Origin of the sequence: Microbulbifer sp. 2205BS26-8, from assembly GCF_030731025.1 — a bacterium.
GTDB lineage: Bacteria > Pseudomonadota > Gammaproteobacteria > Pseudomonadales > Cellvibrionaceae > Microbulbifer > Microbulbifer spongiae.
In genome coordinates, this window is the sequence record NZ_JAVAMR010000016.1 from 1 (window position 1) to 22,099 (window position 22,099).

Below are 22,099 nucleotides of genomic sequence, written 5' to 3' on the forward strand. Positions count from 1 at the left end.
GCTCATGGTATTCTCCGGTTCAGAGTACGGAGGCATGAGCAGTTACACAATTTAATTTACACTCTCCAGGTCTTCGAATTCACCCAGTGAATGTATCTCAACAAAAGGCGCTACGCTATGAGTGATTGGATCGAGCTCGGCTAAATGCTGTTCCTGCATTGATTCCCTGTCTTCCTTGCTGCGCCAGCAGGCAATGGCGATCAGTCTGTTTGGATCACTGATGTTTTGGTGAAGTTCCGTCCCCATGGCACTAGGGGATTGCTGAATTAATGTGGACGCCTTTACTCAGGCCTCGGCATATTCCTCGGCACTGAATCCTTGCTTGATACGAATCTCAAAAATATATTTCATCATTATTTCTCTCAACAATATCTCTAGTGAAAATCCCGGCAATAAAAAAGGCCGCGTATCGCGGCCTTTTTGAGGGATGGGGGCAATCAGAGTTTCCTCAGATTGTTGTGGCCGTGTCGGATATCCGTCCCCTCCACCAAATACACCACCTGTTCACAAATATTCTTGGTGTGATCGCCGATGCGCTCCAGTGAACGCAGGGTCCACAACACATTGATCACCCGCGAGATACTGCGTGGATCTTCCATCATATAGGTAACCAGCTCACGCACTGCGCTACGGTAATCCATATCCACCTGCTCATCTTCCGCCAGGGTACGGAGGGCCGACGCCACATCGAAACGAGTATAGGCATCCAAAGCATCATTGAGCATTTTGCGCACGGCACTGGCGATATGGCGTATCTCAGTATAGCCCCGCGGCGAGGTGCCCTCGTCAGTCAGTGCTATGGCCATTTTTGCGACTTTGCAGGCCTCATCGCCAATGCGCTCCAGGTCGCGGGCGATACGGGTTATTGACATCACCATGCGTAAATCCGATGCGGCAGGCTGGCGCTTGGCAATAATCAGGGTCGCGTGCTCATCCAAAGCCATCTCACTGCGGTCGATTTCTTCTTCGATCCGTAGGACTTTCTCCGCCAATTGACTGTCGGCATTGGACAGGGCATCCACAGCATCGGCCACTTGGCAGGCGACCATACCACCCATCTCCAACATTTCGGTCTTGATACCTTCCAGATCCTCGTTGAACTGGCGGGAGATGTGCTGGTCGAAATGCATTTCCATAGTTGACTCTCGGGGCAAAACTGGCTCAGCCGAAGCGGCCGGTGATATAGGCTTCGGTTAATTCATGTTCGGGATTGGTGAACACGGTTTCAGTATCGTTGACCTCGACAAGATGTCCGAGGTGAAAGTAGGCGGTGCGCTGGCTGACACGAGCTGCTTGCTGCATGGAGTGGGTCACAATGACGATGGTGTAATTTTCCTTAAGCTCGTCGATCAATTCCTCGATACGTGCAGTGGCAATTGGGTCCAGAGCCGAGCAGGGCTCGTCCATCAGGATCACCTCCGGACTCACTGCAATGGCGCGGGCAATGCACAGGCGCTGTTGCTGGCCACCGGACAGACCGGTTCCCGGCTTGTTCAGGCGGTCCTTCACTTCATTCCACAGGCCGGCTCGATGCAGGCTGTTTTCCACAACTTCATCCAGTTCCGCGCGGCGACTGGCAATACCGTGGATCTTGGGGCCATAAGCGACGTTTTCGTAGATGGATTTGGGAAAGGGGTTGGGTTTCTGGAACACCATACCCACCCGCGCACGCAAGGGCACCACATCCACCTTGGGGCCGTAAATAGGTTCACCATCCAAGCTTAGCTCACCCTCAACGCGACACCCTTCAATGGTGTCGTTCATACGGTTGAGACAGCGCAGGAAAGTAGATTTACCACAGCCCGATGGGCCGATCATGGCCACGACTTCGTTGCAGCCGATATCCAGGCTCACCGAGTAAATTGCCTGGGTCTCTCCATACAGTACATTGACATTGCGCATGCGCAGTTTGGCGGTATCGATAAATGGCCGACCCATGGTTTTATTCACCTCGGTCGGGCTTTTCACACCTAGCGCACCCGAAAGCTTGGGGTGTGTCGCCTCAGTGGGTGTGGCGGCGTCCAGGGTCATGGTACTCATAAATAATCCCGCTCTCTGATCCTCTGCGCTCTGTTACCAGCGGCGCTCCAGTTTCTTTCGAAGCAATACCGCGCAGGTATTCATCACAATCAACACACTCAACAGCACCATAATGGCCGCAGAGGTGCGCTCCACAAAAGCGCGCTCCGGACTGTCGGCCCACAGGAAAATCTGTACGGGCAACACGGTAGCCGGATCGGTAATGCCGGTCGGTACATCGACAATAAACGCAACCATACCGATCATCAACAGAGGCGCCGTCTCTCCTAATGCTTGGGCCATACCGATAATCGCACCCGTCAGCATGCCAGGCATGGCTAAGGGCAGTACGTGGTGAAAAACCACCTGCATGGGCGAGGCACCCATGCCCATGGCAGCTTCGCGGATAGAGGGCGGAACGGCCTTCAGTGCAGCGCGGCTGGAAATAATAATTGTCGGCAGGGTCATCAGGGTGAGTACCAGGCCACCGACCAGTGGCGCCGAACGGGGCAATTCGAAGAAATTGATAAAGATTGCCAGCCCGAGCAGACCGAACACGATAGAAGGCACTGCGGCGAGGTTGTTGATATTCACCTCGATTAAATCCGTCCAGCGGTTCTTCGGTGCATACTCCTCCAGGTAGATGGCCGCAGCCACCCCAATCGGGAAGGACAGGGTCAGTGTTACCAGCAGAGTAAACAGGGAGCCTATCAGGGCCGCGCGGATGCCGGCCTGCTCCGGCTCGCGGGAGTCGCCGTTGGTGAAGAAGGTGGTATTAAAACGCTTTTTCAATTCGCCGCTGTCCAGCAACTGCTCTATCCAGCCGGCTTTTTGATCCGAGGTACGACCACGGAAGCCCTCCTTGGAAGCCTTCAGGCTTTTGACAAAAGTATCCACATCGTCATCAGTGGCAAGCCAGACGGTCTCACTTTTGCCGAGCAGCCCCGGATTGTCGGCCAAACGGTCGCGCAGGGTAAAGGGGGCGCCGGAGGAAACCAGGCTGTACAGTTCACGCTTGGCACTGCGACCGGTCACCGAGGGAAAGCGCTCGCGCAGGGCCTGGCGAATCACACCAGTGAAATTGGCCCAGGCCAGACTCTCGTCATCTACCGTATCAATGCCGAGCACCTGTGCATCGTAGTGCACATCCAGCTGGATAGCGGTCTGCACAAAGGCACCGCTGCCCTTACTGATAATATCAATGAACAGGATTACGACCGCGAGTACGCCAAAAACAATACTGGCAACGCCGAGCCCGCGGAAGAGCTTTTCCTTGCGATGGCGGCTGGCAAGGCGCTTTGCGATGCGCTCGCGAACCTGTGCCTGAGTCAGATCATTCATACTGCTCCCGGTATTTTTTCACTACATGCAAGGCGATAAAGTTGAGTACCAGTGTGGTGACAAACAGCATCAGGCCCAAGGCGAAGGCGGCGAGGGTTTTGGGGCTGTCAAACTCCTGGTCTCCAACCAGCAGTGTCACTATCTGTACCGTAACAGTGGTAACCGATTCCAGTGGGTTGGCGGTGAGATTGGCCGCCAGTCCAGCTGCCATCACTACGATCATGGTTTCCCCAATGGCGCGGGATACCGCCAGCAACACACCGCCGACGATTCCGGGCAGCGCTGCCGGAATCACTACCTTGCGCACGGTTTCGGAGCGGGTGGAGCCCAGTCCCAGGGCCCCGTCGCGCAGGGATTGTGGCACCGCATTGATCACATCGTCGGAGAGGGAGGAGACAAACGGGATAATCATAATCCCCATCACTAGCCCGGCGGCCAGCGCGCTTTCACTGGATGCTTGCAATCCTATCGAGGTGGCCAGGTCGCGAATAAAGGGTGCTACGGTGAGGGCCGCAAAGAAGCCGTATACCACTGTAGGTACACCGGCGAGAATTTCGAGGGTGGGCTTGGCCACCGCGCGCACGCGTCGACTGGCATATTCGGCCAGATAAATAGCCGCCATCAGACCCACAGGCACCGCCACAAACATGGCGATGGCCGACACCATCAAGGTTCCGGTAAACAGGGGCACAGCGCCGAAAGCGCCGCTGGAGCCCACCTGGTCGGCACGCAGTGCCATCTGCGGGCTCCAGTGCAGACCAAAGAGAAACTCACTCACCGGTACAGACTGGAAAAAGCGCAGGGATTCAAACAATACAGAGAGCAAAATGCCCACCGTGGTAAAAATGGCTGCGCAGGCGCAAGCGATCAGAATCGCACGCAGTACCTTTTCCACTTTCTCCCGCGCGCACAGTTTTGGTGAGAAGCGCAGCAGGGCAAAAGCGGCCAGCCCCACCGCCAGTGTCAAACTTAAAAAGGCCTGCAAGTTGCTGGAATTGCGGCGCAGGCGATTGAGATAATCTGCTGCCGATTGCAACTGGGGCGTTTTTTCCCCAATCAAATGGCCGGCGGAGAGATTCTGGATTTGGGCGTAGAGTAGATTTTGCCCGGAGGGGGTCTCGGGTTTGTCGGGAAGGCTGCCCAACACCATCGTGCGAATGATCGCATCGTCGAAGGCGATCCAGGCACCCAGCAGCAGCAGGGCTGGCAGGCCGCACCAGAGTGCTGCAAACAGGCCGTAGTAACTGGGCAGAGAAGCCAGGTTGCGCACACCACCGAGACTGCGCGCGGCACCCAGTGCCCGGCTGAAGCCAGTACCGTAGACCACCAGTATCAACAACAGCAGGAGGGCGAGCAGTGTGGGAGTTTGCATTACTTTACCGTGCTGGAAGGGGTTGCTGAGAGCATTATCGCGACTTTCCCCCAGGTTTTCATCTGACTGTACAGAAGGAATGGCCAAACTCTCACGAGCTTGGCCGCCAAGTCCCTTTGATCATACATCTTCAGACCACAATTATTTTGCAGCAAGATTACCCAATGCATTCAGCTTGCGCACGTTGGTAGCAACCTGTTGGCGCTTTTCATCGGGCAGCGGGATCATGCCCTTGTCCGCCAGGTAGCCCTCTTCCCCCCAGGCGCGCGCACTAGTGAATTCCGCCAGGAACTGTCTGATGCCCGGCACCACATCGGCATGGGCCTTTTTGACATAGATAAACAGTGGGCGCGATACCGGATAGCGCTGGTCGGCAATGGAGTCGAATGTCGGAGCCTGACCTTCGATCAGGGACCCCTGCACCTTATCGGCATTCTGGTCGAGGAAGCTGAAACCAAAAATGCCCAGAGCATTGGGGTTGGCGACCAGCTTATTCACGATCAGGTTGTCGTTTTCACCGGCTTCCACGTAAGCGCCGTCCTCGCGCACATTGTGACAGATCACCTTGTATGCACGCTTGTCGGTTTTCTTCATGGCCTTGATCCAGCCAAAGGTTTTACAGCCACCCTCCAGGGCCAATTCGGCAAAGGCGTCACGGGTGCCGGAAGTGGGGGGCGGGCCCAATACTTCGATGCGGAGGTTGGGCAGGGCTGGGTTGACGTCTTTCCAGGTCTTATAGGGGTTGGTTACCAGGGTTTTTGAACCATCCGGGTTGGGCACTTTCTTGGCCAGGGCCAGGAAGATGTCCCTGCGGGACAACACAAACGGGGCCACTTTTTTTGCATTGGCAAGCACAATGCCGTCGTAGCCGATCTGCACCTCTACGACATCGACGTCATTGTTGTTACACATCTCCAGCTCGGACTGCTTGATGCGACGGGAAGCGCCGGTGATATCCGCAGTGTTCTCGCCAACCCCCTGGCAGAACAGTTTCATACCGCCGCCGGTGCCTGTAGATTCGACAACCGGGGTCTTGAACTGGGTAGCGCGACTGAATCGCTCCGCCACCGTCGTGGTAAAGGGGTAAACGGTAGAGGAACCGACAATACTGATATAGTCGCGAGCCGCCATAGCCACCTGGGCGGTGGCGAGGGTTAGCGCCGCCAGGGAAGTGGCCAGAATTTGCTTGTTCATGTAAAACTCCAGTGAGTGTTTTTTATTTCGCGCGGCGATGCTAGGAACAATAGGTGACGATTCTATGAATAAAAGATGACAAAAAGGTTACAACTTAAAGAGAGGCCTGCTGGTGCCGGAAGGGGCAAAACGGTAACCTTCACGGCATCGAGATAACAATAAGATGCCAGAGAGAATCCCCTATGCCATTTCTGCTGCGAGGCGCGCGCGTGCTGGAAGCTCTTTCCAGACGCACCGGTCACCTTCTCGCCTGGTTTACCCTGGCCATGGCATTGCTGCAAAGCGGTATCGTAGTGCTGCGCCGCTTCTTTGACAGCGGCTCTGTCGCCCTGCAGGAATCTGTTGTCTATCTGCACGGCGCTGTTTTTATGCTCGGACTGGCCTATGCCCTGCAAACCGATGCCCATGTGCGTGTGGACGTCTTTTACCGTCAGATGCGCCCGCGGAGCAGAGCCTGGGTTAATGCTATTGGCTATCTCGTCTTCCTGTTGCCCCTGTGCGGTTTCCTCCTGGTCAGCAGCTGGCAGTTTGTCCTCAACAGCTGGTGGGTATTCGAAGACAGTGCCAACGCCGGCGGCTTGCCTGGGGTCTTTCTACTCAAGAGTCTGATTCCACTGGCCGCAATCACGCTTACCCTGGCCGGTGCAGCCCAGTTTATCCGCGCCCTGATACAGTTGATGGAACCGCCCCCAGTGGCAGCTGCTGCTGCAACATCGCCGGCATTATCCAAACAGCCCGAGGAGACCGAAGTATGATCGAACTGGTCCCCCTGCTGATGTTTGCCGCTATCTGCGCCCTGCTGATGTTCGGATACCCGGTAGCCTTTACCCTCGGTGGCACTGCCCTTATCGCCGCAGGGCTCGGTATAGTCTGTGGTGTCTTCGATACAGAACTGCTGCGGGCCTTTCCCGATCGCCTCTACGGCATTATGCAAAACGGCACCCTGGTAGCGGTGCCGCTTTTTGTTCTCATGGGTGTCATACTGCAGCGGGCCAAGATCGCCGAGGATCTGCTGGTCAACCTGACCAGGGTCTTTATGGGCGCACGCGCGGGCATGGCCATTTCTGTCGTAGTGGTGGGGACACTCCTCGCCGCTAGCACCGGTATTGTTGGTGCAACTGTGGTCACTATGGGTCTGATGTCCTTGCCCACCATGTTAAAGCAGGGCTATGCGCCCAACCTCGCCACCGGCACCATCTGTGCCACAGGTACTCTGGGGCAGATCATTCCACCATCGATTGCACTGGTACTGTTGGGCGATACCCTTTCCAATGCCTACCAGCAGGCACAGCTGTCTGCCGGCATTTTCAATCCTAAGCCGATCAGTGTCGGAGACCTGTTTATCGGTGCCATTATTCCCGGCCTGTTGCTGGTAGCGGCCTATATCACTTATCTTTTAATGATTTCGCGCCGCGAGCCGGCCGCAGCGCCACCGGGGGAACGCAAAGCACTCGAGCCCTGGCCATTGCTGCACAGCCTGTTGCCCCCCATCACCCTGATGCTGGTGGTGCTGGGCTCGATAATGACCGGCGCCGCCACGCCCACCGAAGCCGCTGGCATCGGTGCCCTGGGGGCTGGTCTGCTGGCATACAGCCGTGGTGCCCTGGACCGGACAAGAGCGGGCGCGGTTGGGCGCAGTACCCTGCAAGTGACCGCTATGGTTTTCGCCATACTGATCGGCGCCTCTCTGTTCTCCCTGGTCTTCCGCGGTTACGGCGGCGAGGAGCTGGTCACAGGGATTTTCCACAGCCTGCCCGGGGGCGTTATGGGCGCAACCCTTCTGGTGATGGTGATGATCTTCCTGCTCGGCTTTATCCTAGACTTTTTCGAAATCACTTTCGTGGTGGTGCCCATCGTTGGACCTGTGTTGCTGGCAATGGGCATCGATCCCGTGTGGCTGGGGATTATGATTGCCATCAACCTGCAAACTTCCTTCCTGACCCCGCCATTTGGTTTTGCACTTTTTTATCTGCGCGGGGTGGCACCGAGTTCTGTAGCCACCTCGGCCATCTACCGCGGGGTTATCCCGTTTATTGCCATTCAGCTGCTGATACTTTGTGTGCTGGCTCTGTGGCCTTCACTGGCAACTTGGCTGCCAGCCATGGTCGCCCGCTGAGGAGACTGCCGAGAAGCGCCCGATTCTTGAGTTTTCACAAGCAGCCCTGATTATTTACTGGTCAATTTGTGCTAGAATACGCCACCTCCCCGGCAGTCGCCCCGAATAACGCTAATGATTTATGAGCAGTCGATGTCAGCACTAGATGAAAACCCGCAACCCACAGGCACACTCGCCCTGCAAACCCTGGCCATGCCCCGCGACACCAATCCCCAGGGGGATGTCTTCGCCGGCTGGCTGATGTCTCAGATGGACCTGGCCGGTGCCATCCTGGCACAGAGTATCGCCCGCGGCAGGGTCACCACAGTAGCGGTTGGCAGTATGGTGTTTTTGCGCCCGGTTCCGGTTGGCTCCACGGTCAGTTGCTACGCTGAAGCCCTAGAGGTGGGGCGCTCCTCCATCCGGACCATGGTCGAGGTGTGGTTGACGCGGGTCGATTCCGGGGAGCAGGTAAAGGTCACCGAAGGTGAATTTGTATTTGTGGCGATCGATGATAGCGGGCGCACCAGGCCGCTGCCATAGCGTAGTGTGTTACTCGACTGCAAAAACCAGATATCACTACCAAGCGAGCCCCCGATAGCTTGCTTGGTATTTTTCAATACTTAGATCGACTTTAGTTAAAATACTCATTTATCAAAGCAAATTCCCTCTGATAACTTTGATATTTCCACGCAGGTCCCTCACAACCATCATCATTGTCCTGCAAAAGATTGCCTCGCACCATTATCCAACTATTTTCACTGGCAACTTGATAAATAAAACAATATTACATTTTTGGTTATTTTGTGAGCATGCCCTCCTGTCTACTCGCTGCCATTGTTACCGTCTATCTTTCGTGTCTTATAATAAGCTTCTTCACTGATTTGGTGATACGCCTTTACATCCTGCTCGAATGCCTTAAATGCCTGGTAAACACGGTCAAATTCTGGATCCTGCGCTGCGGACTCCCGCAGGATTTCTGCATTGATTGCCTTCAGGTGGGACAATACATCATCCGGCAGACGCCTGACCTTTACGCCGTGTTCTTCCACCAGCTCCTTCAGGGCACGATTATTGCGTGCGGTGTACTCATCCAGCATATCCTGGTTGGCAGCGCGGGCCGCGACACGCACAATTTCCTGCAGGTCTTCTGGCAGTTGCTCAAAGGCCTTCTTGTTGACAATAAACTCCATCATCGAACCGGGTTCATGCCAGCCCGGATAATAGTAGTACTCGGCCACCCGGTGAAAACCGAAGGCCAGATCGTTGTAGGGGCCGACCCATTCGGTGGCATCAATTACCCCGGTCTGCAATGCGGTATACAGTTCGCCGCCAGGGATGGTGACTGCAGTTCCACCCGCCCGGTTGAGCACCTCACCGCCAATACCGGGAATACGCATCTTCAGACCCTGTAAATCCTCAACGGAATTGATGGGCTTGTTAAACCAGCCGGCCATTTGCACACCCGTGGAGCCCCCGGCCAAAGGAATCAGGTTAAACGGTTCGTAGAGTGCTTCCCAGAGTTCCAGGCCACCGCCGTGATGCAGCCAGCCATTCATTTCCTGGGCATTCAGGCCGAAGGGTACAGCGGTGAAAAATTGAGCCGCCGGTATTTTTCCCTTCCAGTAATAGGCAGCGCCGTGACCCATTTGCGCGGCGCCTTCGGAAACGGCACTGAAAACGCCCAGGGCGGGTACCAGCTCGCCGGCGCCATAGACCTTGATCTTCAACCGCCCGCCCGACATCACCGCCACTTCCCGGGCGAAGTGCTCCGGTGCGCGACCGAGGCCGGGAAAGTTCTTCGGCCAGGTGGTGACCAGCTTCCAGTGATACCGCTCTTGGGCACCCGCCTCGGTGTACTGTTGTTGTGGTCCCAGCGCCGCTCGGGAGGCCACCAATACAGCAAAGGTAATCACCAGCAGCGCCAGGAGACCGAGGATAACGGCGGGGTACCAGTTAATTTTCTTCATCACTACCATTTATCGTTTTCTTTCTTTGGCTGGGGTGGTGGTCGGCCCCTTTTGCGCAAACGCATGGCGGCTTGCACAGGAACAACCACTTACATGGGCTGTAACTTTGCCATAGCCACCAACAGCCACTTGCTGCCGACATCGTCAAAGTTGACCTGCACACGGGCGCGGGGGCCGCTGCCTTCAAATTGCAATACGGTGCCCTCGCCAAATTTGGGGTGATCGACACGGCCCCCCATGGCCAGGGGGGGCAGGTCGTCGAAATCCGGAGGCGGGTCGGAAAACTCTCCCACCCTGCCATACTCGGCCTGGTACAACGGTCGTGATATCTCGGTTTTCAGCCGCACCTCCTGCACCAGGTCGGCCGGTATCTCGCCGATAAAGCGGGAGGGACTGTTGTAGGTTTCACTGCCAAACAGGCGGCGGTTTTCCGCATAGGTGATATACAGCCTGCGCATGGCGCGGGTGATACCCACATAGCAGAGGCGGCGCTCCTCCTCCATACGGCCCGGCTCCTGTGCTGACATTTTGTGGGGAAACAGATTTTCTTCCACGCCAGCCATAAACACCAGGGGGAATTCCAGGCCCTTGGCAGAGTGCAGGGTCATCAGTTGCACCGCGTCCTCAAATTCCTCTGCCTGCCCTTCGCCGGCATCCAGTGCGGCACTGTCGAGGAACTGGTTGAGCAGTGAAAACGTTCCCTCCTGATCTCCATCCTGCGGCAGATCCTCGCCGACAAAAGCGCGACAGGCGCTGACCAGCTCCTGCAGGTTCTCCACCCGGGTCTGGCCTTTCTCGCCTTTTTCTTTGCCGTGGAATTCCAGCAGGCCGCTGGTTTCAATCACATCTCCGGCAATTGCATCCAGCTTTTTGTCTTCGGCATTGGCGGCCAGCCGGTTAATTAAATCCTGAAATCCCTGCAGGGCATTGCCAGCACGGGCGGCGAGCACCCGCTGCTGCAACATCATCTTGGCCGCCTGCCACAGGGAGCAGCCCTGCTCGCGGGCGAAGGTGCGCACCATCTCCACGGTGCGCGCGCCTATTCCGCGTGCGGGCGTGTTCACCACCCGCTCGAAGGCGGTGTCGTCGTTGCGGTTGGCGATCAGGCGCAGGTAGGACAGCGCATTCTTGATTTCCAGGCGTTCGTAGAAGCGCTGGCCACCGTAAATGCGATAGGGGACCTGCTCGCGCAGGAGCCCCTCTTCCAGTACTCGCGACTGGGCGTTGGAGCGATACAACACGGCGATACTGTCCCGCCGGTTGCCGTCGCGCACCCAGTCTTTTATACGATCGACAATAAAACGCGCCTCATCCTGTTCGTTGTAGGCGGCGTAGACGGAGATGGGTTCCCCCTCTTCGCCATTGGTCCACAGCGCCTTGCCAAGGCGACCGCGGTTGTGGGCGATCACTGCGTTGGCGGCGTCGAGGATACGGGCGGTGGAGCGGTAATTCTGTTCCAGGCGCACTGTCTGCACACCGCGCAGGTCTGTGGAAAAGTGCTGGATATTCTCGATCCTGGCGCCGCGCCAACCGTAGATAGACTGGTCGTCGTCGCCAACCGCAGTGATATAGCTCTCTTCACCGGCCAGCAGGCGCAGCCAGGCATATTGAATCGCGTTGGTATCCTGAAACTCGTCCACCAGGATAAAGGGGAAGCGCTGGCGATAGTGGGCGAGGATATTGTCATTGTTCAGCCACAATTCGTGGGCGCGCAGCAACAATTCGCCGAAATCCACCAACCCACCACGCTGGCAGGCCACCTTGTAGGCAGCGTAAATGCGCACCATGGTCTGCAGCCAGGGGTCGGCACCGGCATCGATATACTGAGGGCGCAACCCCTCGTCCTTTTGCGCACCGATCCACCACTGGGTTTCGCGCACCGGCCATTTTTTCTCGTCCAGACCCAGATCCGCCTGCACCCGCTTGAGCAGGCGCAGCTGGTCGTCGGCATCGAGTATCTGGAAGTTTTGCGGCAGTTTGGCCTCCTGCCAGTGGGCCTTGAGGAGGCGGTGGGCGAGGCCGTGGAAAGTGCCCACCCACATGCCGAAGGTATTCACCCCCAGCAGTGCTTCGATACGGGCACGCATCTCCAGCGCCGCTTTATTGGTGAAGGTCACCGCCATAATGGCGTAGGGCGAGGCCCCCTCCACCCGCATCAGCCAGGCGATGCGGTGAACCAATACGCGGGTTTTGCCCGAACCGGCCCCGGCCAGCACCAATTGATTGCCGGGTGCCGCGGATACCGCCTCGCGCTGTGCGTCGTTGAGGGGGTCTAGAATCTGAGATACGTCCATAGGCGAGCATTGTACCAGAGCTTGTGTGCAAGACCTGTGTATATACACAGGATTTAGCCAAAATTAACCACACAAAGCCGCTCGCCAGCGATGCGCGCAGGGGCTACACTGCGCCATCTGACATTGCGAAGGAAGTCCTGTGAAACCGGCGGAAGTCACGCAAAGAATCAGCGAACAGCTCTCCTCCATGCGCAAATCCGAGCGCAAGGTAGCGGAGTATATTCTCGCCAATCCCGGCGAAATTATCCATATGCGTATCGTCGACCTGGCCACAGAGGCCCAGGTCAGTGAACCCACCGTGGTGCGCTTCTGCCGCGCGGTGGGCTGCTCGGGTTTTCAGGAGTTCAAGCTGAACCTGGCCCAGCAACTGGCCTCCAGTCCCAGCTTTGGTCAGATTGCGGTGACCGAGACGGACACCATTGCCGAATACAAGCGCAAGGTGTTTGACTCCACCGTGGATACCCTGCTCATGGTCCGGGACAGAATAGACAACCGCGCTCTGGAAGCTGCGGTAACTGCCATGGCCGCTACCCGGCGGGTCGAATTTTTTGGCTTTGGGGCCTCCGGCGCCGTCGCTGCCGATGCCCAGCACAAATTCTTTCGCCTGCAACTGGCCACCGCTGCACACTCCGATCACCATATCCAGAATATGTCGGCCATGTCCATGGAGCCCGGCGACGTGGTGGTGGCGATCTCCCAGAGCGGGCGCACCAAGGCGCTGTTGCGCTCAATGAATATGGCGAAGAAACAGGGGGCCCTGGTTGTGGGCCTGGCTCCCAGCGGCTCACCGGTAGCACAAGAGGCCAGTATCCCGCTGGAAGTGGATGTGGAAGAGGACATCGAGATCTACACGCCGCTGTCCTCGCGTATTGCCCATCTGGTGGTGATTGATGTACTCGCCATCGGTGTGGCACAGCGCAAGGGACCGCAGCTGCAAAAACATCTTTTGAAACTGAAGCAGGGCCTTTACACCCTGCGGGAAGACAAACACTGAATCCGGGTGTATTGCTGCGCCTTCACGGGGATAATAGACACACCACCTGACATAGCTTGCGCCCGGAGGCCATGTTCAGGGCAACTTGCCCCCGGGATTGCCCGCACCAAGCCTTACCAGAGCACAATCAATGACCACTGCATCAACCGCTGAACAAAAAGCCCCACGCTGGCTGGTGGTGTGGCTGGCAGCCCTCGTTTCACTGACCCCCTTCTCCATCGACAGCTACCTGCCGGCAATTCCCGCCATGGCCGCGGCGCTGGAGTCCGATGTGGCGCAGGTCCAGTACTCGGTTTCCAGTTTTTTGCTCGGCTTTGCCCTGGGGCAACTGTGTGGCGGCCCACTGTCGGACCGCTGGGGGCGGCGACTGGTGGGTACCATTGGCCTCATCATCTATATCGTCACATCGCTGCTGGTGCTGTTCGCGGACCATGTGGGCCAACTGATTAGCCTGCGCTTTCTACAGGCTATTGGCGGTGGTTTTGCCACAGTGATCTGTGCCGCCATCGTGCGCGATCTACACAGCGGCCGCGAGGCCGCCAAGATTATCTCAATCATCAGCACCATGATGCTGACGGCGCCCCTGATTGCGCCATTGATCGGCTCGCTTTTGCTGGAAGTGGGCGGCTGGCAGAGTATTTTTGTTTTTCTGCTGCTGTACGCCATGGCCATGCTGCTGCTGGTCCACCGGCTGCTGCCGGAAACCGTGCCGCGCTTCACCCGGGCCCGGCGCCAGCGGATGCCGCTGGGCTCCCTGATAGCCAGTTACGCTGTGGTACTGCGCAACCGCCGCGCCCTCGGGTTTCTCGCCGCCCAGGCCTGTGTCAGTGGCTCGATGTTTATTTACATCACCACGGCGCCTTTCGTTTTTATGGAGTATTTCAATATTGGCGCCAACCAGTTTCCGCTGTTTTTCGGCGCCTGTATCCTCGGGTTGATTGTGATGGTGCAGGTGAACATCCGCCTGCTCAACCTGTTTCAGCCGCGCTCAATTTTTCTGGCGGGTATTACACTTCAGCTTCTCGGCTGCGGCCTGCTGCTGCTGTGCACCCTGACCGGTATCCGGGAATTGCTCCTATGGATGGTGCCTTTGGTACTGGTTATCAGCTGTATCGGCATCATCGCACCAAACGCCGCCGCCTGTTACCTGGAATTTTTTCCCAAGGTAAGCGGCAGCGCCAATGCCCTCTACGGCGCTGCGATCTTTATTACCGGTGGTGTGCTGGGCGGGCTGGTGAGCAGTCTGCACACCGGCACACTGACCCCCATCGCCGCGTCGATGTTTGCCTCGGCACTGGTGGCACTGTTGAGTGCTGTTGTTGTCGCCAAAGCGCGCCAACCCATTGAACCGATCCATCGCCTCACCCTGCGCTGAGGTGGCCAGTCAGGCACTTTTGCCGTTTTCCTCCTCAAGGGCCCGTTGCACCTCTGGCCGCTCCGCCATGCGCTTTTTGAATGATTGCAATCGCGGCCAGCGCGACATATCAAATTGCAAAGACTCCAACCAGGTGGACAGGACATACAGATAGGCATCCGGCACGGTGAACTCCCCTCCCATCAGATAGCCTTTATCCAGGTGCTTCTCGATATAGTCAAAACGCCGGATCAGATTTTCACGGGCACGTTGCTGTTCTTCCTCGGGACCGTTCCAGAACAGGGGCTTAAACAGTTCATGCACTTCTGCACTCAGGAAGTTGAGCCACTCGAGCATGCGGTAGTGGGCGAGAGTGCCCACAGGTGGCACCAGATTGGCATCGGGTTTTTGTTCGGCCAAAAACTGCACTATGGCAGCACCTTCGGTGAGTATCTCGCCGCCATCGAGCTGCAGTGCCGGAACATAGCCCTTGGGGTTGATCTTTCTGAAATCATCGCCGTTTTCCAGAGTGTGGGTTTCCAAATCCACTTTGCACAGATCCAGATTGATATCCGCTTCGCGGGCGACAATATGCGGGGACAGGGAGCAGGCTCCGGGGGCATAGAAGAGTTTCACGGGTATTCCTCGATTGGCAGCTGTGTTGGTAGCAGCAGTATAGAAGTGCATTTCCGGTTGCCTTTTATACTGGTGTATTTCTCCATGCCCCGTAGCTATCCCCGGCCGTGGGGTGCTGCGTAATCGAGCTCCGGTCCTCTTGGGACTATGCCCGTGGGGTTGATATTGCGGTGGCTATCGTAATAGTGGTGCTTGATATGAAAAAAATTCACCGTCTCAGCAACACCCGGCCACTGATACAGTTCGCGGGTAAATCCCCATAGATTTTTGTAATCCGCAAGGCGCTGCTTGTTGCATTTGAAGTGGCCATGGTAGACCGCATCAAAACGGATCAGTGTGGTGAATAGTCGCCAGTCCGCCTCGGTAATTCTGTCTCCCGTCAGATAGCGGTTATTGTGTAAGCGCTGCTCCAATTGGTCTAGCGTACAGAACAGCCCCTCGTAGGCCTGTTCATAGGCTTTTTGGGAGGTGGCAAAGCCGGCGCGATAGACGCCATTGTTCACCGTTTCATACACCACTGCATTGGTGGCGTCGATGTCGCCGCGCAGCTCTTTCGGATAAAAATCCTCATGATTGCCGGTGAGGTGATCGAAAGCACTATTGAACATACGAACAATTTCCGACGACTCATTATTCACCACACACGCCCGTTGCTTGTCCCAGAGTAGGGGCACGCTGACACGGCCGGTATAATCGTCGCGGTTGCGCAGGTATAATTGGTATAGATAATCCGAATGATAGAGTGGGTCGCCGCTACTGCCTTCCTCCGTATTGAAAGACCAGCCGTGCTCGCGCATGAAGGGGCTGACCACCGATACGTCAATATAGGACTCCACCCCTTTTAATTTGCGCAATATCAGGGTGCGGTGGGCCCAGGGGCAGGCCAGGGAGACATACAGGTGATAACGATCCGCCTCGGCAACAAAGCCCCCCTCGCCACTGGCGCCAGGACTGCCGTCGGTAGTGATCCAGTTGCGCAGTTGTGCCGCCTCCCGCACATATTCACCACCGGTTTTTCCCGTGTCGCGCTTTTGACTCTGCCAGCGGCCATTGACAAGCTGACCCATTGCCTTCTCCCCAGGCCGCCGGTCGTCGTCGCGGCCTACCGTTTCCGCCGGAGTGCAGCGCTACCTGCCCCTTATCCAGTGATCCAGGCTGAAGCGGCCGGCACCGGTACAGGCGAGTAGCAGAAAGCCGCCAGCAATAGCCAGATTCTTCATAAAGCTGGTCATCTCGCCGGAATCATCCGGGACAAAATGCACCATCCCGGCACTGACCAGGCAAAACAGGAAGAGAACGATTGCAGAAAAGCGGGTAAAGAAACCGAGCAGCACCGATAATCCTCCAGCCAGCTCCACCAGGATCACCAGTGGCAATAACAAAGCCGGTAATCCCATGGATACCATAAATTCCTCTGTCATCGCATACTCGCCCACCTTGCCCCAGCCGGCAATAATAAACAGCAGGGACAACAGAACCCGGCCAATCAATTTGGAGGTATCGCACAGCACAGGATGGTTAGCCATAACTTTTTCTCTCGCGGTTGCACACCATTCGATAAAGGGATGCAAACAGTGTAGTCGGGAACAGCGGAAATGGCGGCAGTCGGAGGACGAGCTGAAACGGCGTGGGGTTTCCCCGGGGCAATCGCCAGGGGAGCGACTGATCCAATACCCCACTGCCTGATAGGTGTGAAGAGGGTAAATGGGTTGTGTCTGCCCGGTGAGCGGTTACAATTGCGCGCCCTTATTGTGTCGAGGTACAGGCCAGCTGTACCCACAGGGCAGGCCCATAGCACGGCAGTACCCCCATACCGCGCTCGCGGAAAAATCGGCCACCCCCTGCACGACTACAATAACGGCACCCTTGCGCACTGATAAATTTGTTCGTCGAGCGGGCAGGCGCCGCTGCCCCCAATTGAGGGTTGACCCCCCTGAGCGGTCCCGCCCCGGAGTCTACACACGGCATGGAAGTTTATTACACCTTTTGTTTTCTCGGCGCCGTGTCGGTTTTCCTTGCCTTTCTGAACCAGCGGATATTGCGCGCCCAAACCACCATTGCGATTACCACCGGTGCGCTGGTGCTGTCGCTTGTTGTTACCGGCCTGGGGAAACTGGGATTGGTGGAGTTGCGCACCTGGGTGGACCAGTTGCTGCCTCTGCTCAACCTGCAGGATATCCTTTTGAAGGGCATGCTGGGCTTCCTGCTTTTCGCCGGGAGTTTGCATATCGATCTGCTGGAACTGCGCAATCAGAAACTGGAAATCAGCCTGCTGGTCATCGTCGGTACTCTGATTTCCACCTTTGTCGTAGGTGCACTCTTGTATTGGCTGCTGTTGATCATCAACATGCCGGTGGCCTTCGTTTACTGCTTGCTATTCGGCGCACTGATTTCCCCCACTGACCCCATTGCGGTACTGGCGATTATGAAAAACCTGAAGGCACCGGAGCAGGTATCCATTCAGGTGGAGGGGGAGTCGCTGTTTAATGACGGCTTCGGTATAGTGCTGTTCACGGTTATTTACGCGCTGGCTTTTGAAGGCAGCCAGCCCACGGTACCCGCTGTCGCAGAGCTGTTTGCCACCGAAGCGCTGGGTGGTACCCTGCTGGGCCTGGTTATCGGCGGTATCTTCCACTGGCTGATCTGCAGCACCGATGACCACAGTCTGGAACTGCTGCTCACCCTGGCCATTCCCTCGGCGGGATTCTCCCTGGCCCATATACTCGGGGTCTCTGGTGCCCTGGCGATGGTGGTCAGCGGCATCATCATCGGCAACTTCACCCGCGAACGGGGTTTCTCCCGGGTGAGTCAGCACGAGTTGGATAACTTCTGGAGTATCACCGAGGATTTTCTCAACGGTTTGCTGTTCCTGCTGGTGGGGCTGTTTCTGATTACCATCGATCTGCGCCCACTGGATTATCTACTGATGGCAGCGGGGATTATTATCGTGCTGCTGGCGCGGGTACTGGCGGTGGGGGTCCCCTTCCTCTACCTGAAAAGCCGGCGCAACTACCACCCCTATACCGGCCGGATACTGATCTGGGGTGGACTGCGTGGAAGCCTGGCGCTGGCGCTGGCCATGTCCCTGCCGGCCGGCAGCGCCTTTGTGCAGGGACAGGACCTGCGCTACCTGTGGGTGGTGATGACTTACGGCGTGGTGCTCTTTTCTATCGTGGTGCAGGGCTCTACCATAGCCCCTTTGATACGCCGCAGCCGGGAGTTTGCTGAGCCGGAAAGCACCGTGCAATCCTCCTGACGACAACCGGCCAGACAGTGACAGACAATCGATGGAAAACGCCAGTTTCCTTGCTCAAGCAGTCATCTTCTTAGGCGCCGCGGTCATCGCGGTTCCTATCGCCACCCGCCTGGGGCTGGGATCTGTGCTGGGCTACCTGCTCGCCGGCGTGGCCATAGGCCCGAGTGCACTGGGACTGGTGGGCGATGCCAGCGACGAAATGCATGTGGCCGAGTTCGGCGTGGCGCTGATGCTGTTTCTGATCGGCCTGGAACTGCAGCCCAGAAAGCTCTGGCAGCTGCGCGGGGCTATCTTTGGCACGGGCAGCGCCCAACTGTTGCTGTCTGCTGCAGCAATTGCCGGCGTGGTGCTGGCGCTGTTTGAACCGGGCTGGCGCTCGGCCATCGCCATCGGCCTGATCCTCGCCCTTTCCTCCACGGCCATTGTGCTGCAATCTTTGAGTGAAAAGGGCCTGCTCAAAACCCAGGGCGGGCGCAGCGCCTTTGGGGTATTGCTTTTCCAGGATATTGCCGTTATTCCCATACTCGCCTTGTTGCCACTGCTCGCGGTTACCCCGGTAGAAGCCCAGGAAGGGGGACTGAGTGGTTGGCGCTACGGCGTCGCGGTGATTGGTACCATTGCCGCTTTCGCCATCACGGGGCGTTACCTGCTTGGCCCGCTGTTGCGCCTGATTGCGGGCAGCCAGGTGCGCGAGATGTTTACTGTCACTGCGCTTTTGATCGTATTTGCCGCCGCTGCAGTGATGAGCTGGCTGGATTTGTCCCCTGCACTGGGCACCTTCCTCGCGGGGGTCCTGCTCGCCGAAAGCGAGTTCCGGCACGAGCTGGAGGCCGATATACAGCCCTTCAAGGGGCTGTTGCTGGGACTCTTTTTTATCACTGTGGGCGCGAGTCTGAACTTCGCCCTGATCGCCGAGTACCCGCTGCTATTGCTGGGGCTGGTAGCGGGTTTGGTGTTAGTAAAGTTCGTAGTTTTATTCACCCTAGCCCGTATTCTGCGCATGTCGAAAGGGGAGGACTGGCTGTTTGCCCTGTCTTTGGCCCAAGCGGGGGAATTTGGTTTTGTGCTGGTTTCCTTTTCCACCCAGATCCAAGTACTCGACGTCGCGGCGGGGAGTCTGCTGGTGGCGATGATCGCCCTGGCCATGGCGCTGACGCCAGTACTGTTGCTTGTCTACGAACAGCTTATCCAACCGCGCTTTATCGGTGGCCCCGACAGCCCACTGGCAGCTGACCACAGTGCCCCGGTGGACTCCGGCTCGCCAGTGATCATTATCGGCTACGGCCGCTTCGGCCAGATTGTGGGGCGCCTGCTCAACGCCTGCGGTTTTGGCACCACGCTGTTGGAGCGCAACGCCGAACAGCTGGATCTGGTGCGCCGCTACGGCATTGAAGCCTATTATGGCGACGCCTCGCGGGAGGACCTGCTGCGCGCTGCCGGGGCTGGGAATGCGCGCCTGGTGATACTCACCCTCAGCGATCAGGCCGCCTCCCTGGAAATCGTCGCGCAGCTGCGGAAATATTTCCCCCACTTGACGATTCTCGCCAGGGCGCGCAACCGTATGCACCAATATGCACTGATGGAGGCCGGAGTACCGTATATTTTTCGCGAGACTGTGGACTCGGCCCTGTCCATTGGCCAGAAGGCCCTGGAGCTGCTCGGTCTCAGCCCCCTGCGCGCGCGCCGCGCCGCACGCAAGTTCAAGCAGCACGACCAGCGTATGCTGGAGGCCCTGTTTCCCTACTGGCGCAATGAGTCCCAGCATATCGCCCAGACCCGGATCTACCGGGAGCAGCTGCTGCAAGCGTTACAGGAAGACAGGCGCGACAAAGATCTGCACCTGGATCACTACTGGGAGGAGGCACACCCCCTGGAGAAAAAACAGTAGCCATTGGCATCTCCGGACTAGTCCTTTGATATCAGGCTGGCCTCGATCAGATCAACCTCCAACACCAGCTTGCGGTGCAACTCATCGTCGATTTCCCTGCGCAGGCGTAGCTCAAAGAGTTGCTCGCGCTCTGCCACAAGCGCGGCCAGGCGGAAGTTGTGCTCCACCCGAGCGCGTACCCATACATTTTCCTGGCTTTCGTCGTCACTGGTGGCCATCCTGCGGCGGTAGAGCGCCAATAGATGGTCGATCGCTTCATAGGCTATATCCTTGTTCTCCCAGTCTCCATCCACTTCCTTGCGCAGGGCTGTGAGCCGTTGTACGGCCGCATTGGCAGCGGATAGCCTTGCGTCCTTTTCATCCCCAATCGCGGCCAGTTGCGGTGTGTAAGGCAGCCTTCTCAACAGGGGAGGCAAGGCAAATCCGGCGAGCAGTAGCGATACCAGAATCACACCCATAGCGATCACGAGAGCCAGATCCCGACCCGGCAGCGGGGCACCGCCTGGCAGCAATAAAGGCAGGGAAAAGGCCCCGGCCAGGGTGATGGCGCCGCGCACGCCCGCCACTGTCACTACACTTACCAGGATAAAATGCGCGGAGAAGCTGTGAATACTGCGACGAAGCCGCGACAGGTACAAAGACACCCAAACCCAGGTAAAGCGCAAAAGCAGCAGAGCCAGGGAGATCACCAGGATATACAGCGGGATCATCCAGGGACCAGCAAAGCGCGCACCGGTTAGGTCCGCCCCCGACAGGCGCACCAGCTGTTCGCCCAGCAATACAAAGATAATGCCATCCAGGACCGTCTGCACCGTATTCCACACGGCGCGGCGGTCCATGCGCGTGGTGGACATTTCCGGCCCGTGCAGGTTGGTGTAGTGGGTGGCAATACCCGCGGTCGCCGCCGCCAGGATACCTGACACCTGCAGGCTCTGCCCCGCCATATAGGCGGCGAAGGGCACCAACAGGCTCACCAGTATCTGTATTGTCGAATCCTCTCCTCCCAGGCGCACCAGCCAGCGCAACAAATAGCCGCAAACAAAGGCCACTCCGACGCCAATCCCAATCCCGCCCACGGCAACCCAGAAAAAGCCGCCCACCGCCTGTGAAAAGGAAAAGCTGCCGGTCATCGCTGCCACCACGGCAAAACGGAAAATATCCAGCCCAGAGGCGTCGTTAAACAGGGATTCCCCGGCGAGAATATGCTCCAGTCGCGATGGCATGGCGCTGCCGCCGTGTACTGCTGACACCGCCACCGGATCGGTGGGCGCGAGAATCGCCGCCACTGCAAACGCTATGGCGACGGGCATGACGGGCACCAACCAGGAGAGAAAAAAACCCATCCCCACAACCGTGAATACCACCAGCCCTACAGCCAGGGTGATAATCGGGCCCAGGTCCCTGAAAAAGGCACCCTTGGGGATACGCCAGCCAGCCAGAAACAACAGTGGCGGGATAAAGAGCAGGAAAAAGAGTTCCGGGTCCAGGGGAATTTTTACGCCGAACACGGCGCCAAGCAGGAACCCGCCTGCAATCTGTATCAGGGGCAGGGGAATCGGCAGGGGCAGTATACGCGTAACAATCAGGCTGAGTGCCACAACCAGCAACAGTACCAATGCCAAAACCAGATCGTGCATTGCTCACTTATGCTCCCTGTGGGAGGCTACTGTGCAGCGGCTATTGCCC

The 22,099-nt window shown here is 57.5% G+C and carries 18 protein-coding genes; 7 read left to right on the top strand and 11 right to left on the bottom strand.

All coding sequences use genetic code 11. From position 1 onward, the window contains the following. Positions 1-437 precede the first annotated feature (437 nt). The 5 genes from phoU to Q5Y71_RS07610 all read right to left on the bottom strand — a co-directional run bounded on the left by phoU (position 438) and on the right by Q5Y71_RS07610 (position 5,926). Complete coding sequence (gene phoU / locus Q5Y71_RS07590) at positions 438-1,136, bottom strand: phosphate signaling complex protein PhoU (protein ID WP_306041313.1); 699 nt, start codon at positions 1,134-1,136, stop codon at positions 438-440. 25 nt (positions 1,137-1,161) lie between these two features. Further along, positions 1,162-2,040, bottom strand: a complete 879-nt coding sequence (gene pstB, locus Q5Y71_RS07595; RefSeq protein ID WP_371877014.1) for a phosphate ABC transporter ATP-binding protein PstB — start codon at positions 2,038-2,040, stop codon at positions 1,162-1,164. A 33-nt stretch (positions 2,041-2,073) separates the two neighbouring features. Then, positions 2,074-3,360 (bottom strand): phosphate ABC transporter permease PstA, encoded by a 1,287-nt coding sequence (gene pstA / locus Q5Y71_RS07600; protein ID WP_306041315.1) that lies wholly within the window; start codon positions 3,358-3,360, stop codon positions 2,074-2,076. Next, complete coding sequence (pstC, locus tag Q5Y71_RS07605; RefSeq protein ID WP_306041317.1) at positions 3,353-4,732, bottom strand: phosphate ABC transporter permease subunit PstC; 1,380 nt, start codon at positions 4,730-4,732, stop codon at positions 3,353-3,355. Before pstC ends, pstA begins: the two co-directional genes overlap by 8 nt. A 141-nt stretch (positions 4,733-4,873) precedes the next feature. Further along, a complete protein-coding gene (locus Q5Y71_RS07610; RefSeq protein WP_306041320.1) occupies positions 4,874-5,926 on the bottom strand; it encodes a PstS family phosphate ABC transporter substrate-binding protein in 1,053 nt (350 codons plus the stop codon). Between the two features lie 182 nt (positions 5,927-6,108). Here Q5Y71_RS07610 and Q5Y71_RS07615 point away from each other — a divergent pair, with 182 nt between their 5' ends. From Q5Y71_RS07615 to Q5Y71_RS07625, 3 genes are all read left to right on the top strand, one after another. Then, positions 6,109-6,681, top strand: a complete 573-nt coding sequence (locus Q5Y71_RS07615) for a TRAP transporter small permease subunit (RefSeq protein ID WP_306041322.1) — start codon at positions 6,109-6,111, stop codon at positions 6,679-6,681. Next, positions 6,678-8,042: a TRAP transporter large permease subunit gene (locus Q5Y71_RS07620; protein WP_306041324.1), complete on the top strand. Its 1,365-nt coding sequence runs from the start codon at positions 6,678-6,680 to the stop codon at positions 8,040-8,042. Before Q5Y71_RS07615 ends, Q5Y71_RS07620 begins: the two co-directional genes overlap by 4 nt. A gap of 132 nt (positions 8,043-8,174) precedes the next feature. Next, positions 8,175-8,564 carry an acyl-CoA thioesterase gene (locus Q5Y71_RS07625; RefSeq protein WP_301415599.1) on the top strand — a complete coding sequence of 130 codons (390 nt, stop codon included), beginning with the start codon at positions 8,175-8,177 and terminating at the stop codon, positions 8,562-8,564. Positions 8,565-8,845: 281 nt separating this feature from the next. Here Q5Y71_RS07625 and Q5Y71_RS07630 read toward each other — a convergent pair whose 3' ends face one another. Together Q5Y71_RS07630 and uvrD are read right to left on the bottom strand one after the other, a co-directional pair. Continuing rightward, positions 8,846-9,991 (bottom strand): TRAP transporter substrate-binding protein, encoded by a 1,146-nt coding sequence (locus tag Q5Y71_RS07630; protein ID WP_306041420.1) that lies wholly within the window; start codon positions 9,989-9,991, stop codon positions 8,846-8,848. An 89-nt stretch (positions 9,992-10,080) separates the two neighbouring features. Further along, the gene (gene uvrD, locus Q5Y71_RS07635) at positions 10,081-12,285 is read right to left on the bottom strand and encodes a DNA helicase II (RefSeq protein ID WP_306041330.1); all 2,205 of its coding nucleotides are present in this window, start codon (positions 12,283-12,285) and stop codon (positions 10,081-10,083) included. A 139-nt stretch (positions 12,286-12,424) separates the two neighbouring features. Here uvrD and hexR point away from each other — a divergent pair, with 139 nt between their 5' ends. Further along, positions 12,425-13,279: a transcriptional regulator HexR gene (gene hexR / locus Q5Y71_RS07640; RefSeq protein ID WP_306041332.1), complete on the top strand. Its 855-nt coding sequence runs from the start codon at positions 12,425-12,427 to the stop codon at positions 13,277-13,279. A 130-nt stretch (positions 13,280-13,409) separates the two neighbouring features. Next, on the top strand, positions 13,410-14,654 hold the full coding sequence (locus tag Q5Y71_RS07645; protein WP_306041333.1) for a multidrug effflux MFS transporter: 1,245 nt from the start codon (positions 13,410-13,412) through the stop codon (positions 14,652-14,654). A gap of 9 nt (positions 14,655-14,663) precedes the next feature. On the opposite strand, the gene gstA is transcribed toward Q5Y71_RS07645, so the two are convergent. The 3 genes from gstA to Q5Y71_RS07660 all read right to left on the bottom strand — a co-directional run bounded on the left by gstA (position 14,664) and on the right by Q5Y71_RS07660 (position 16,795). Then, positions 14,664-15,269 (bottom strand): glutathione transferase GstA, encoded by a 606-nt coding sequence (gene gstA, locus Q5Y71_RS07650; protein WP_306041335.1) that lies wholly within the window; start codon positions 15,267-15,269, stop codon positions 14,664-14,666. Positions 15,270-15,364: 95 nt separating this feature from the next. Beyond that, positions 15,365-16,336: a glutathione S-transferase family protein gene (locus tag Q5Y71_RS07655; RefSeq protein WP_306041338.1), complete on the bottom strand. Its 972-nt coding sequence runs from the start codon at positions 16,334-16,336 to the stop codon at positions 15,365-15,367. A gap of 60 nt (positions 16,337-16,396) precedes the next feature. Further along, positions 16,397-16,795 carry a DoxX family protein gene (locus Q5Y71_RS07660; RefSeq protein ID WP_306041340.1) on the bottom strand — a complete coding sequence of 133 codons (399 nt, stop codon included), beginning with the start codon at positions 16,793-16,795 and terminating at the stop codon, positions 16,397-16,399. Between the two features lie 440 nt (positions 16,796-17,235). Between Q5Y71_RS07660 and Q5Y71_RS07665 the strand changes: the two genes are divergently transcribed. After that, the gene (locus tag Q5Y71_RS07665; RefSeq protein ID WP_306041342.1) at positions 17,236-18,525 is read left to right on the top strand and encodes a sodium:proton antiporter; all 1,290 of its coding nucleotides are present in this window, start codon (positions 17,236-17,238) and stop codon (positions 18,523-18,525) included. A gap of 31 nt (positions 18,526-18,556) precedes the next feature. Then, on the top strand, positions 18,557-20,413 hold the full coding sequence (locus Q5Y71_RS07670) for a monovalent cation:proton antiporter-2 (CPA2) family protein (protein WP_306041344.1): 1,857 nt from the start codon (positions 18,557-18,559) through the stop codon (positions 20,411-20,413). A 17-nt stretch (positions 20,414-20,430) separates the two neighbouring features. Here the strand turns inward: Q5Y71_RS07670 and Q5Y71_RS07675 are convergent, their stop codons facing one another. After that, complete coding sequence (locus tag Q5Y71_RS07675) at positions 20,431-22,050, bottom strand: Na+/H+ antiporter (protein WP_306041345.1); 1,620 nt, start codon at positions 22,048-22,050, stop codon at positions 20,431-20,433. Positions 22,051-22,099 lie beyond the last annotated feature (49 nt).

Coding starts and splice junctions, on each gene's coding strand:
- phoU (WP_306041313.1), bottom strand. CDS start 1,136: ATGGAAATGCATTTCGACCAGCACATCTCCCGCCAGTTCAACGAGGAT.
- pstB (WP_371877014.1), bottom strand. CDS start 2,040: ATGAGTACCATGACCCTGGACGCCGCCACACCCACTGAGGCGACACAC.
- pstA (WP_306041315.1), bottom strand. CDS start 3,360: ATGAATGATCTGACTCAGGCACAGGTTCGCGAGCGCATCGCAAAGCGC.
- pstC (WP_306041317.1), bottom strand. CDS start 4,732: ATGCAAACTCCCACACTGCTCGCCCTCCTGCTGTTGTTGATACTGGTG.
- Q5Y71_RS07610 (WP_306041320.1), bottom strand. CDS start 5,926: ATGAACAAGCAAATTCTGGCCACTTCCCTGGCGGCGCTAACCCTCGCC.
- Q5Y71_RS07615 (WP_306041322.1), top strand. CDS start 6,109: ATGCCATTTCTGCTGCGAGGCGCGCGCGTGCTGGAAGCTCTTTCCAGA.
- Q5Y71_RS07620 (WP_306041324.1), top strand. CDS start 6,678: ATGATCGAACTGGTCCCCCTGCTGATGTTTGCCGCTATCTGCGCCCTG.
- Q5Y71_RS07625 (WP_301415599.1), top strand. CDS start 8,175: ATGTCAGCACTAGATGAAAACCCGCAACCCACAGGCACACTCGCCCTG.
- Q5Y71_RS07630 (WP_306041420.1), bottom strand. CDS start 9,991: ATGAAGAAAATTAACTGGTACCCCGCCGTTATCCTCGGTCTCCTGGCG.
- uvrD (WP_306041330.1), bottom strand. CDS start 12,285: ATGGACGTATCTCAGATTCTAGACCCCCTCAACGACGCACAGCGCGAG.
- Q5Y71_RS07645 (WP_306041333.1), top strand. CDS start 13,410: ATGACCACTGCATCAACCGCTGAACAAAAAGCCCCACGCTGGCTGGTG.
- Q5Y71_RS07655 (WP_306041338.1), bottom strand. CDS start 16,336: ATGGGTCAGCTTGTCAATGGCCGCTGGCAGAGTCAAAAGCGCGACACG.
- Q5Y71_RS07660 (WP_306041340.1), bottom strand. CDS start 16,795: ATGGCTAACCATCCTGTGCTGTGCGATACCTCCAAATTGATTGGCCGG.
- Q5Y71_RS07665 (WP_306041342.1), top strand. CDS start 17,236: ATGGAAGTTTATTACACCTTTTGTTTTCTCGGCGCCGTGTCGGTTTTC.
- Q5Y71_RS07670 (WP_306041344.1), top strand. CDS start 18,557: ATGGAAAACGCCAGTTTCCTTGCTCAAGCAGTCATCTTCTTAGGCGCC.
- Q5Y71_RS07675 (WP_306041345.1), bottom strand. CDS start 22,050: ATGCACGATCTGGTTTTGGCATTGGTACTGTTGCTGGTTGTGGCACTC.